The sequence below is a fragment of the Legionella bozemanae genome (assembly GCF_900450575.1).
Taxonomy (GTDB): domain Bacteria; phylum Pseudomonadota; class Gammaproteobacteria; order Legionellales; family Legionellaceae; genus Legionella; species Legionella bozemanae.
This window is the reverse complement of record NZ_UGGY01000001.1, coordinates 220321-233366: the sequence shown is the minus strand read 5'-3', so window position 1 is coordinate 233366 and position 13046 is coordinate 220321. Positions and strand designations below refer to the sequence as shown.

The following is a 13046-nucleotide window of genomic DNA, read 5'->3' as shown; positions in this document are numbered from 1 at the left end:
AGTAAATCATGGCCCAGGATTTACGATAAGTACTTCCTCGAGTTAGGCTTTTTCGCTCAAACTACAAATAGGTGCACAGTTTTTATGTGGGGCTAAATTATGTCGCAATTGATTGATAGACGACAAAACGCAGGGAAAAAAAGTACGGTTAATCGCCAACGTTTTCTTCGCCGTTACAAAAATCAGATCAAACGTGCTGTCTCCGATGCCGTTGGCAAGCGAAGTATTACCGAAATTGACCAGGGCGAACAAATCACAATTCCTGCCAAAGACATTTCTGAACCTATGTTTCATCGAGGACAAGGTGGACACATAGAACGTGTATTACCAGGAAATGATAATTTTATTGCTGGCGATAGAATAAGAAGACCTAGTGGCGGTTCGGGTGGCGGAGGGGATGGCTCAGATGCCAGCGACAGTGGCGAAGGCGAAGATAATTTTGTTTTTGAATTATCGCGGGAAGAGTTTTTGGATCTGTACTTTGAAGATCTGGAATTACCAGATTTGGTGAAAAAGGAATTGGCGCGCATTAGCACCTTCAAAACGATAAGAGCGGGCGTGACTACGAGTGGTATTCCTAATAACATTAATGTCCTTCGCTCAATGAAACAAGCAACCGGACGCCGAGTTGCTTTGGCATCACCCTACAAAAGACAATTAAAAGAAGCTGAAGAAGAATTAGAACAACTGCAAGCCCAACCTGTTCCAGATGCCGAAGCCCTAAAAAGTCTGCAAAAAAAGATTGAGTATCTAAAGAAGAAAATACAAACTGTACCGTTTATTGATACCATTGATCTGCGATATAACTTTCGCGTCCGTGTTCCATCACCTTCGACTCAAGCAGTTATGTTCTGTGTTATGGACGTCTCAGGTTCAATGGATGAGGCTAAAAAAGACATTGCAAAACGCTTTTTTATCTTACTTTATATGTTTCTCACCAAAAATTATGAAAAAATTGAGCTGGTATTTATTCGGCACCATACTTCCGCTAAAGAAGTGAATGAAGAAGAGTTTTTTTACTCTCGCGAAACCGGGGGCACCGTGGTTTCCAGCGCATTGGAACTTCTGAGCACCATTATCGAAAGCCGCTATCCCCCAGAAGCTTGGAATATCTATGTGGCGCAAGCATCAGACGGCGATAACTGGAATGCGGATTCACCTTATTGTCAGGAGCTGCTGCAAGATAAAATTATGCCCTTATTACAATATTTTGCTTATATTGAAATTATGCCACGTCATCATCAAAGTTTATGGGAAGTCTATCAACTCGTAAAAGAGCGTTACCCTAATTTTGCCATGGAAAATATTGATACAGTGGCGGATATCTATCCCGTATTTCATGAGCTATTTAAAAGGAAGACTGCATGAAAAAAAAGAAGCCATTATCCACGGGTGCAGAATGGACCTTTGAATTGATTCAGGACTATGATCGTGAAATTGCACGCATAGCCAAAGATTTTAAATTAGATACTTATCCTAACCAAATAGAAGTCATTACTGCAGAGCAAATGATGGATGCTTATGCTTCAGTGGGGATGCCTATAGGTTATCACCATTGGTCTTTTGGCAAACATTTTGTCAGTGTTGAAAAAAGTTATAAACGTGGACAAATGGGCTTAGCCTATGAATTAGTTATTAATTCAAACCCATGCATTTCCTATCTCATGGAAGAAAATACCATGGCCATGCAAGCCTTAGTGATTGCTCATGCCTGTTATGGTCATAACTCGTTTTTTAAAAATAATTATTTATTTAAAATGTGGACCTCTGCCGATGCCATCATTGATTATTTGGTATTTGCAAGAAAATACATTAGTGATTGCGAGCAACGCTATGGCATCAATGAAGTAGAAGCAGTCTTGGACGCGTGTCATGCCCTAATGAACTATGGAGTGGATCGTTATAAACATCCTACCCCTTTATCCATACAGGAAGAAAAAATTCGCCAACAAAACCGCGAAATTTATTTGCAATCTCAAGTCAATGAATTGTGGCGAACCATTCCACAAAGTAGACAAATTGCCGAACAAGCTCAGCAGAAACGTTTCCCTGAAGAGACACAAGAAAATATTTTATATTTCATTGAAAAAAATGCACCTTTATTAGAGCCTTGGCAGCGAGAAATCGTGCGTATCGTACGCAAAATGGCCCAATATTTTTATCCTCAAGGCCAAACTAAGGTGATGAATGAAGGATGGGCTTGCTTTTGGCACTATACCCTTTTGCATGCATTATACGATGAAGGTCTAGTTACCGATGAATTTATGCTGGAAGTCTTGCAAAGTCATACCAATGTCATCATGCAACCGCCTTATAATAGCCCTTATTATAATGGCATAAATCCCTATACCCTGGGATATCATATGATGCAAGACATCAAGCGGATTTGTGAAAGTCCTACCGAAGAAGATAAAGCATGGTTTCCTTATTTAGCCAATACAGATTGGTTAAGCAGTTTAGATAACGCGATGCGTCATTTCAAAGATGAAAGTTTCATTGCTCAATATTTATCCCCTAAATTAATTCGTGATTTAAAATTATTTCATATCGTAGACGATGATCGCAGTCCAGATCTTTACGTCAATGCAATTCATAATGAATCGGGATATCAAAAAATAAGAGAAGCATTATCAAGACAATATAATTTAGGTTATTTGGAACCTGATATTCAAATTTATTCTGTTGACTTACAAGGTGATCGCTCAATGACTTTACGGTACACCCAGCAAAATAGAGTACCTTTGGGGCAAACTACAGTTGATGTTTTGAAACATCTCTTTTTTTTATGGAAATTCCCTATCGTTTTACAGGCAGTAAATTCCGAAAATGAGATTACTGAAGAATATCATTGCCCACCATTAGCTCACGGCCAAAATTAAATTCATGTATTTTTCCACTTGCAGACTTGAATGGTTGAATTTCAATGCAGATTGTGTGCTTAGGGCTTCCTTATTGCAAATCGATACATGTAGCCTGGGTGAAGCGAAGCGGAACCCGGGTTACGGCTTCGCCTGCAGCCCGGCTACATTATTGTATTATTTTTTTGCTTATCTTTTTCAATGATGGTAGTACTTGCATACAATTTAACAGCACCTTCTGTATAGGGATCCAGGTTAAACACTGTAGCAAAAACTTTGGCTGCAACCTCATTTGTATTGAGGTACCAATCACTAATATCGTCAGAGTAATATTGAATAATCATAGGCTTAAAGAGTGCATATGCCGCGCCAACCTGCTGTCTTGTGCCAAGTTTTGCTTTCACAAAATATTTGTTCCCTTTAAGCGCCAAATTCAACAGTTCTACTGTTTCCTTGAGGGTACTGGGAACAATTGCTTCGACTGGAATGGAGTCCATTGAGTAAACTTTTACTGTAACAGCAAGATTATCACCGAAATCATGAACCCGATTAATAAAAGAGGCTAACGCACGTGCTTTATCCGCATCACACACCGTAACCTTGATTTCCATTTCCAGTCCATCGCCGGTCAAATCCCCTACATGCACACAAGGATCAGCCTTTAAGGTGGCACTCAACTGGTTTTTCAACAAATACCAGGGCGGAAGAAGCATCTGCTTCCCTGCATGGGCAATTGAAGTCGCGCTGCTTAACATAAAACAAATAAATAGACCTAGAAATAACCCTGCTTTTCGATTCATTATGATTTTCCGTATTATTTAAAGAAAGAAAAAATGCCCTCCATAAAATAGAGTCTGTTTACATTTCGCTCGCTTGAGTCACATGGGCCCGATTGAAAATCAAGCCATTTTGACCAAGATATAGAAATATAAGCAGACTCTAAGAGGCATTCGGAAATTACTCTAAGGCCATTTCAATAGCAAAGGCCAACGCCAATTTAGAGAAGTTAGTCATATGTTCCAGGCTCAGCCTGTCCATAGTATCTTTAGAACTATGAATGTAAGGGTTGTGATCTTCGAAATTAGACTCACACGGGAATGCAGCTGGAATACCTACTTCATCCCATGATGCATGGTCACTACAGCCATAGCCACATTCTGAATACGCAACCGGAACTTGCACATAATTACTGATTAATTCTGCTACGAAATTACTTAAACTCTCGTCTGTATAATCGGTAAATACCCACATTGTTGGATCTTTGGGATTCACGCGATAACCCGTCATATCAAACTGAATAGCAGCTTTTACCGGAATCGAGTTATCCATAAAATGCTCCACAACGTACTGGGAGCCTACTAAACCTCGCTCTTCAGCGGCATACCAAATAATATAGATTGGACGCTTAAACGTTGTTTTTGACGATAACAAAATGCGTGCCATTTCCATAATCGATGAAGAACCGCTTCCATCATCCCCGGCACCAGGCATACGTCCATCCAGCGTGTCCATATGTGCTCCAATCACTACTGCAGGGGCATTAATGTCTTTACCAATGACAGTTACTAACGAAGGTTGTTTATAATAACTCCCTGTTTTCACGAAAAAGGTTGCTGTATCAGTACGACCACTTGCAACAACCATGTCATCAAAAGTTTTTTTCAACCATTTTGCCGCATCCACACCTGTATCTTTGGTTGCTGAACGATTATGAAATGAAGTAAGTTTCGTCAACGTATTCCAAATATTATCTGGAGTTACATTCTGTAATGCTTCATTGACTTCATCTGGGTGTTTCAGCTCATATACAGTACTTTGCGATAGTGCTGCTTTAATTGTTTTTTTGTGCAGGATTCTTTGGGCAGATTGTTTTTTCGCTGGCAGCAAAGAACCGAGTATATGGTGGCTAACATTCACAAAACGACCGCAATTTACTTGATCTGCCAGATGACTGAGAGCATCCACATCTGCTGCAGGAATATCAATAATCTTAAATTGTTTATTTTCCGCCAAAACCTCATACGGAGTAGCAATTTTTGCTGCAAGGCATTGAGGCACTTGCAACTGTTCATGAACAGGAGCGCTTGCCGCCAAAACATTAGTACTGGCAAGCACTGAGCCCACTGCGATAGAGGTCATCCATTGATTCAAACGCATTTCTACTCCTATGTTAAATTAAATTCTAAGCATATTCACATCGTAAAAACTCACTTTACCTAAATTCTGCGCTTGGATCTACTGTTTAATTTAAGTTTTATTCAATAAAAAAATAACCATATGACTTTTTTTTGGTCTTTTTGCTATTGATAATCATTTTCATTTGCGCTACAGTTTGAACCCCAATCCATTAGTTGAGCAAATAAATGGCAGCAAATAGAAAAAGATTCAAAAAAATTCCTCGTTATGTTGCTCTGGCGTCTCTTACTATCGGCGCCAGTTTAATTCTTGGCTTTCTAAGTTTTGGTGGGATGTATGCATTATATCCTATCTTACCTTTGGCATTTGCTGCTTTTGGACTCTCGGTAGCCTATGAAGGCGAAGTTTATTTACAAAATATTAAAGGAGCTTTTAAAAAAATATTTAAAAGCAATTACTTAGAGAATCATTTAGCTAAAGAATATTTGCTGGAAAATTTTCCCCAAAATACTGATTCTGAAGAGTGTCCTCAATTTTTCAAAGATTATGAAACGCAACTTAATCTCCTGAAGGACTTTAATCATAAACAACTTAATAAAGAAAGCAGAAAACGCAAAAAGCAAATAGAAAAAACGCTGACGGACATGGAAAAATGGTTCGCTTTGCAATTGTTTGCAATCAAAAAAACGCAAAAGGAAGAGGAAGAAGAAAAACTATCCCAATATACAAAATCATTAAGAGATTGGCTGGAAGCTCATGGGCAAAAGGAGTGGCAAGAACGCTTAGAAAAACGGCAATCAACATTTAATTTTGTTAAAGGGTTCAGTCTGGTTGCTGGAATGTTCATGGGGCTTGGTAGTACCTACCTCATTGTGGAAGCATTTAGCGTAATTCCTTTAATGGCCGCCATTCCCTTTGCTTTTTGGCCAATCCTCATTGTTCCCATGGCAGTAGTTGCTGGAGCTGCTTATGGCATGTTGACCTACAATACGATCACCGATCTTATTAATAATGACACCATCAAAAAATGGTTCACAAAGCTCAAAAATGACTTAAGCCAAGGCTTAACAGCTCGTAATGTACTTATGACACTCACTGCTTTATTTTTAGTGAGCTTAGCAATCGCACTTACTATTTGTACTGCAGGTACTTGGTGGACTGTAGCAACCAGTGCCCGTCCTTTATTTGAATGGATGAAAAATATACCCAGTTTTGTGATGGGGATCATCAATCCCATCATCACTGGATTATCCGCTATATCGTTTAATATAGAAAACTCTTCTGAATCTCTGGAAATGGTCTATGAGGCTACGGATCCCAAGACCAATACCACCAATATATTTCAACGCACCTACAAAGCCATTGCCGATGGACTCACCCATGTGTGGGATACTGAAAATTGGTTACAGATGATTAACCCATTCCGTATCCTGTTAAAATTAACAGTTACTCCATTACGTATTCTGCTTTTTTTGGGTCACTTAGTAAGCGTTGCCCTGACTTCAGATCGCATGCCTGGGGTGCCCCAAATAGTAGCTGCTCTTGTGGCAATCATCAGTGAGGGTTTCGAAGATGCGCACTATTTTATTGGCTCAAGTTCTACAACAAAGACATTATTGGAAGAACGTTTGGGTTCAGAAGCAGAGCATAATGAAGATATTCCATCCAAGCTTCTCAAAATAATTGCTTCACCTTTATATTTCCTTGCAGCCGCTTGGGATTGCTTGGCAAGTAAAAAGAATTCAGCTCCAGGTGGTGAAACCGTCCAACCTCAAAAACTTACTTTCAAACAAGCATGGAATAAACAGCTGAGTATACCAGAAGAAGAAAATGGAACATTAGCTAATGACGCAGAGCGCCCCTCAAAAGAATGGAATGTCGAGCATACAGTTTCTCTAATTGAAAAATATGAAAGAAAACACCTTGATACGGTCTGGGTTGGTGAAGAAATCGCAAATGCTAAAAAAGAAGAACTGCAGCAATTAAAAACTAAAGTTCGCGAAACAACATCTAATGATTCTTTAAATAAAGTACTTACAGAAGCAAAAAATAATTCTGTTTATAATCGACATCGTTTATTTGCCATGCAGGACGATGAACCAACTACGACTAAAGAGTTTATTGAGGCATTACCTGAACGCGTTAATGTAATTTAATAAGAATTTCATTAATAAGCGCCACTCCTGCCATCCCTATTTACTAAACATGGGGATGGCACTATCCTCATCCGACATAAAACAGAGACCCGCAGGGGGCGCTTAAAAAACCTCTCCAAAACTGCCATAAAGATGAAACTTTTAAGCACTAGGTCAGATATAATACCAGTCAATGCGCTTTTCTCTATAAATTTCAATTTTGCGATTCGAGTCAATTCCTTTCATAATGACCCTATATTTTGAACAAAGCGCTTTTACAGATAAACTGCTATAAATTTTTTTCTCTATACAAACATGTTTTGGCTATAAGAAATCATTGTACTGCTAGATTATTAGCTCATGAAATTTTTTATATACCGTTGCAATATGGTTATGGAGATATTAACCCGATATACGTTCTGGGAGGAATAATTGAAAAAAATTCTGATCCATACTGTCGCTTTATTTTTTTTCTTTATTAATATCTGCAGTGCTCAACAACGAGAAATTTCGATTACAATTGATGACTTGCCTCTTGTTGAACTTCCCTATGAAATGTTTGAAAATATCGTTCATAGCTTCGTGAAACATCAAGTTCCTGCAATGGGTTTTGTTATTGGTAGTCGAGTCAATAATGAAACCATGAAACAATTTCTGTTATTTAAGCAAAACGGATTGGAGTTAGGAAACCATACTTATTCCCATGTGAATTTAAAACGTGTTTCTTGCAAAGAATACATTCATGATATTATGAAAGCAGATACAATTCTTGCGCCGTTTATGTCACAGCCAAAATATTTTCGTTACCCTTATCTGGCTGAAGGAACATTGTGGCGAAAAAGCATTGTTCGACATTATTTGCGTAACAATAACTATATTGTCGCTCCAGTCACTATTGATAGTAGGGATTTTGAATTTAATATAGAATTAATAAAGCAACTAGGACAAGACCCAACTGCACCATTAACTGATTTAAAAAAACGTTATCTTGAATATGTTTGGCAACGTACATTAACTGCTGAAAAAAATACTCCTGGAAAACAAATCTTACTTCTGCATGTCAATTTGCTGAATGTTTATTTTTTAGATGATTTGCTGCACATGTTTGAAGCTCATGACTATCATTTTATTTCGCTTAGTGATGCATTAAAATCGTAATGAATGATCGTAGATACTGTCTTTAAAAGCAAGATAAATTTTCATTAAAAGCTTGCTTGTTTTTTAAGACAGTATCTACGATTTTTAACAAATTGAGGCCTTACATTTCGCTAGCTTGAGTCAAAAGGGCCTGCTCACACTGCAACAATAATTCCTTAGCATGGGATCGCGTTTGCTCTGTTATTTTTAACCCTCCAAGCATACGCGCTATTTCATCAATTTTTTCAGTAGATTGCAGTAAAGAAATATGGGTAAAGGTCTCTTGATTGTTGCTCCGCTTTTCAACCACAAAATGGTTATTGGCAGCGGCAGCGACCTGAGGTTGGTGTGTGACACAAAATACTTGCAAACGCTCTCCCAATTTACGAAGCATTTGTCCTACGAGGGCTGCTGTAGCCCCACCAATACCTACATCCACTTCATCAAACAATAAAGTAGGTGTCGTACCTTGTTGGGCAGTAATCATTTGAATGGACAAGCTAATTCGCGAAAGTTCACCGCCTGATGCCACTTTACTTAATAAATCAAGCTCCATACCTGGGTTAGTACACACCTTATATTCTACTTTATCCATTCCATGAATCTGCATCTTTTCCAGAGGAGATATTTCAATTTCCACCCGTCCTTTAGGCATGCCAAGTTGTTGAATACTGGCTGTAATTTCCTTTGCCAATTTTTTTGCCTGTATTTTTCGTATCTCGCGTAATTTAAGAGCTGCTGTTTCATAGCTTGCAATCAATTGACTATGCTGTACTTTTAATTGAGCTAGCCGGCGTTCACCATCTTGCAACTCGTCTCGTTCTTTTTGCAAATTTTGTGCATGCGCATGCAGTGTGCTGCTATCAATATGGTATTTTCGAGCAAGTTGATGTATCGCACTCATACGCGCTTCTATTTCATGCAAACGCTCAGGGTCAAGATGAACACGCTCTGCAAATTGCTGCATTTCATCGACTGCTTCTTCACATTGAATCAGCGCACCATTGAGCAACTCAAAAGCATTTTTAATTTGGGATTGTTCTTGCGGCAATTGACCCAGTAAATGCAAAATCTGATTTAAGCTGGAACAAATATTGGGTTCATCCTCAGAATTTAATAAGCTATGTATTTGTTGGCTTTTTTGCAAATACTCTCTTGCATGATGCAACATTTGATGTTCTTGATACAAAGTTTCAATTTCATTTTCATGCAGATTTAATGCGGATAATTCTTCAATTTGAAATTGCAATAATGCGACTCTGTCTTCTTGTTGCTCCTGGCCCTGTAATACATCGATTTCTTGCTGAATTTTCTGGCATTGTTTATAGGCCCGGGAAACCTCGTCAAGTAACGCCTGATTCTTGCCATATTGATCCAATTGTTGACGATGCGTTGCATGCTGCATGAGGGTTTGATGCTGATGCTGCCCGTGAATATGGACTAGTTTTTCGCTTAATTCTTTTATTTTTTGCAACGGGAATGGTTGCCCATTAATATAAGATTTGGATCGACCTTCTGCATAAATCACCCTCCGCAAATAAATTTCGCCATCATCACAAGGAAGATCGTGTTCTGCTAGCCATTGCGCCGGTTCAGATCCCTGACTGACAAAAAATCCGGCGGTGATATCACATTTTTCCTGGCCAGGCCGGATAACCGAACCATCTGCTCTATCACCTAAAGCCAGCATCAAAGCATCAATCATAATCGATTTACCCGCCCCTGTTTCACCAGTGAAGGCAGTCATACCTTGAGTAAAATCTAACTCCAAGTGTTGCACAATCGCAAACTGTTCAATGCACAAAGTTGTGAGCATGTTCTATCCTATCCTTGATGTTTGGATTCCCAACCAAGTTTTGATCGTAATGTATCATAATAGTGATAATCAAGAGGATGTAACAGACGTAATTGATGACCATTTTTTTGAACAGTAACTTTTTGTCCCGGCTTGACCATTCTGGATTCATGACCATCACAACTTATTCGCAAATCCGATTCATTAAAGCGACTGATATGCAGCTCAATTTTAGATTCTCCATCAATAACCAATGGACGGGAGCTTAAGCTATGCGAAAACATGGGCACAAGGACGATTGCATTTAACTGAGGATGCATGATAGGACCACCCGCAGATAAAGCATAGGCAGTAGATCCGGTAGGAGTCGATAAAATCATACCATCAGAGCGATAATGACTCACTAATTGTCGATTGACATAGACTGAGAACTCAATGAGATGTGTTTCCTTCCCGCGCCCTAAAACCACATCATTGAGTGCATCTCCTTCAAAATAAGTATGATCCTCATCGTAAATGCGAGTATGTAAAAGAAAACGCTTTTCTTCTTCATAATAGCCACATAGTACAGCACTCAATTGCGTTTCGAGTTCATGAGGTAAAATATCGGTGAGAAATCCCAAACGTCCCCGGTTAATTCCAATTACCGGGGTATCCACTTTAATCGCCATACGGGCCGCTGAGAGCAAACTCCCATCACCGCCAACCACAATGATTAAATCATTCTTCTTACCCATATCTTCTCTGGGTAATACGGGAATTTTTACATCAAATCCTGTAGACGTATCTACATCTTGATAGATCTGTACCTCTTGTTTTTCAAGAAAATCAATCAAACGGTATAAACTTTCATTTACCCCTTGATTTGCCCTGTGCTGGCGCGCATACAAGATGATCCGTTTGAATTTAACGTTACTCTTCAATGTTTGCTGTTCTTGATGCTTTTTTTCGTTCATGTTCTTTCAATGATTTTTTTCTTAATCGAATCGAATCAGGAGTCACTTCCACCAACTCATCATCATCAATAAATTCCAACGCCTGTTCCAAAGTTAGTTTTACAGCAGGAGTTAATATAATGTTTTCGTCAGAACCTGAAGCACGAATATTGGTTAATTGCTTTTCTTTAGTCACATTCACCACTAAATCATTATCGCGAGCATGAATTCCAACAATCATCCCTTCATAACACACTGTTTGCGGTTCAACAAATAACCTGCCACGATCCTGCAAGTTGAATAAAGCAAAAGCACGGGCCATTCCTTGACAATTAGCAATCAGTACGCCATTTGCCCGCTTCCCTATTCGTCCTCTAATTGCCGGACCATAATGATCATAAACGTGATACATTAAACCGGTACCTGAGGTAGAGGACAAGAATTCATTATGAAAACCAATAAGGCCTCGGGTAGGAATCATATAGTCAAGACGCACTCGTCCTTTGCCATCGGGAACCATATTTTGTAATTCACCTCGGCGCTCCCCTAGCTTTTCCATAATAGAGCCCTGGTGATTTTCTTCCACATCGACAGTCAAATGCTCATAAGGCTCTTGTTGCTCGCCATCTACTTCGCGAATAATCACTTCGGGTTTACTAATCGCCAATTCATAACCTTCACGACGCATCGTTTCAATAAGAATGGATAAATGGAGTTCTCCTCGGCCAGAAACTCGGAATTTATCTGGATCATCACAATCATCAACGCGTAAAGCAACATTATGTAATAATTCCGTTTCCAGGCGCTCACGAATTTTTCGTGAGGTCACAAACTTTCCTTCCTGGCCTGCAAAAGGCGAGTCATTGACTTGGAAGGTCATGCTAATTGTTGGTTCATCCACTGACAGTACAGGTAATGCTTCAACAACATTAGGATCACAAATCGTGTCAGAAATTTTGATGCCTTCAATACCGGTAATCGCAATAATATTACCTGCACTAGCCTCTTCAACCTCAACACGCTCAAGGCCTTTAAAACCTAATAATTGCAATAATCGACCGGTACGAATATTACCCTCTTTATCAATAATCTTGACGGCAGATTTTGCTTTAATTTGCCCGCGAGTGATTCGACCAATCCCAATAGTACCAACATAGGATGAATAATCCAAAGAGCTGATTTGCATTTGGAAAGGACCATTCGCATCGACTTTTGGTGCTTCAACCTCATCAATAATTGTTTGTAATAAAGCACTCATATCCGTAGCTTCATCTTCCAAATTCAACTTGGCATAACCATTTAATGCAGAAGTATAAACCACAGGAAAATCCAATTGTGCATCTGTTGCACCTAAATTATCAAAGAGATCAAATACTTGATCCATAACCCAATGAGGTCTTGCTCCCGGGCGATCAATTTTGTTAATCACCACAATAGGATGCAACCCACGAGCAAAGGCTTTTTGGGTTACAAAACGTGTTTGAGGCATAGGTCCATCCACTGCATCCACCAGTAGCAATACACTATCAACCATCGATAAAATACGTTCTACTTCTCCCCCAAAATCAGCATGTCCTGGGGTATCAACAATATTAATTTGATGATTTTTCCAATACACACAAGTATTTTTGGCGAGAATAGTAATGCCCCGTTCTTTTTCTAAAGCATTGGAATCCATCACGCGCTCAACTTTGGGCGCTCTCTCATTTAATGTGCCTGTTTGTTGCAGTAATTTATCTACTAACGTGGTTTTACCATGGTCAACGTGGGCGATAATGGCAATATTGCGAATCTGATCAATCATAAATAACCTTTGAAGGAAAAAGCAGTGTATTTGTACATAGATTTGACATTATACATCAATAGCCAGCTAAAACCTATCTGCTTCGTGTATTTTAGTATAGCAAAACCTCAATTGCAGCACGTCCAACCTGAGGGTCGAGCAGCCAACAATAGTCTCAATAGAGCAAAATATTTATTTTTGAACATAAAACAGCTTTTTTACCTCCTTGGCATGCTTTATGTATAGCATCTAGACCATCGTATGCGT

9 protein-coding genes are annotated in these 13046 nt (G+C 39.1%); 4 read left to right on the top strand and 5 right to left on the bottom strand.

Going from position 1 to position 13046, the window contains the following annotated elements:
* The first annotated feature begins 99 nt into the window (after positions 1-99).
* Both DY223_RS01065 and DY223_RS01060 read left to right on the top strand, forming a co-directional pair.
* The gene (locus DY223_RS01065) at positions 100-1368 is read left to right on the top strand and encodes a YeaH/YhbH family protein (RefSeq protein ID WP_058458948.1); all 1269 of its coding nucleotides are present in this window, start codon (positions 100-102) and stop codon (positions 1366-1368) included.
* Positions 1365-2879, top strand: coding sequence for a SpoVR family protein (locus DY223_RS01060; protein ID WP_058458947.1), 1515 nt, complete (start codon positions 1365-1367; stop codon positions 2877-2879). The genes DY223_RS01065 and DY223_RS01060 overlap by 4 nt, the downstream gene beginning before the upstream one ends.
* Before the next feature lie 143 nt (positions 2880-3022).
* On the opposite strand, the gene DY223_RS01055 is transcribed toward DY223_RS01060, so the two are convergent.
* Both DY223_RS01055 and lapA read right to left on the bottom strand, forming a co-directional pair.
* Positions 3023-3658 (bottom strand): group-specific protein, encoded by a 636-nt coding sequence (locus DY223_RS01055; protein ID WP_174223896.1) that lies wholly within the window; start codon positions 3656-3658, stop codon positions 3023-3025.
* 157 nt (positions 3659-3815) lie between these two features.
* The gene (gene lapA / locus DY223_RS01050; RefSeq protein WP_058458945.1) at positions 3816-5015 is read right to left on the bottom strand and encodes an aminopeptidase LapA; all 1200 of its coding nucleotides are present in this window, start codon (positions 5013-5015) and stop codon (positions 3816-3818) included.
* A 206-nt stretch (positions 5016-5221) separates the two neighbouring features.
* Here lapA and DY223_RS01045 point away from each other — a divergent pair, with 206 nt between their 5' ends.
* Together DY223_RS01045 and DY223_RS01040 are read left to right on the top strand one after the other, a co-directional pair.
* A complete protein-coding gene (locus DY223_RS01045) occupies positions 5222-7150 on the top strand; it encodes a hypothetical protein (protein WP_058458944.1) in 1929 nt (642 codons plus the stop codon).
* Between the two features lie 411 nt (positions 7151-7561).
* Positions 7562-8287 carry a polysaccharide deacetylase family protein gene (locus DY223_RS01040; RefSeq protein ID WP_058458943.1) on the top strand — a complete coding sequence of 242 codons (726 nt, stop codon included), beginning with the start codon at positions 7562-7564 and terminating at the stop codon, positions 8285-8287.
* Positions 8288-8387: 100 nt separating this feature from the next.
* On the opposite strand, the gene recN is transcribed toward DY223_RS01040, so the two are convergent.
* Genes recN through typA form a run of 3 tightly spaced genes read right to left on the bottom strand, consistent with a single transcriptional unit; the run spans position 8388 to position 12800 of the window.
* Positions 8388-10082, bottom strand: a complete 1695-nt coding sequence (gene recN / locus DY223_RS01035; protein ID WP_058458942.1) for a DNA repair protein RecN — start codon at positions 10080-10082, stop codon at positions 8388-8390.
* Positions 10083-10090: 8 nt separating this feature from the next.
* Complete coding sequence (locus DY223_RS01030; RefSeq protein WP_058458941.1) at positions 10091-11017, bottom strand: NAD(+) kinase; 927 nt, start codon at positions 11015-11017, stop codon at positions 10091-10093.
* Positions 10974-12800: a translational GTPase TypA gene (gene typA / locus DY223_RS01025; RefSeq protein ID WP_058458940.1), complete on the bottom strand. Its 1827-nt coding sequence runs from the start codon at positions 12798-12800 to the stop codon at positions 10974-10976. Before typA ends, DY223_RS01030 begins: the two co-directional genes overlap by 44 nt.
* Positions 12801-13046: the final 246 nt, after the last annotated feature.

Bases quoted from the DNA above. Each gene is read 5' to 3' on its own strand.
- DY223_RS01065 (WP_058458948.1), top strand. From the start codon at position 100: ATGTCGCAATTGATTGATAGACGACAAAACGCAGGGAAAAAAAGTACG.
- DY223_RS01060 (WP_058458947.1), top strand. From the start codon at position 1,365: ATGAAAAAAAAGAAGCCATTATCCACGGGTGCAGAATGGACCTTTGAA.
- DY223_RS01055 (WP_174223896.1), bottom strand. From the start codon at position 3,658: ATGAATCGAAAAGCAGGGTTATTTCTAGGTCTATTTATTTGTTTTATG.
- lapA (WP_058458945.1), bottom strand. From the start codon at position 5,015: ATGCGTTTGAATCAATGGATGACCTCTATCGCAGTGGGCTCAGTGCTT.
- DY223_RS01045 (WP_058458944.1), top strand. From the start codon at position 5,222: ATGGCAGCAAATAGAAAAAGATTCAAAAAAATTCCTCGTTATGTTGCT.
- recN (WP_058458942.1), bottom strand. From the start codon at position 10,082: ATGCTCACAACTTTGTGCATTGAACAGTTTGCGATTGTGCAACACTTG.
- DY223_RS01030 (WP_058458941.1), bottom strand. From the start codon at position 11,017: ATGAACGAAAAAAAGCATCAAGAACAGCAAACATTGAAGAGTAACGTT.
- typA (WP_058458940.1), bottom strand. From the start codon at position 12,800: ATGATTGATCAGATTCGCAATATTGCCATTATCGCCCACGTTGACCAT.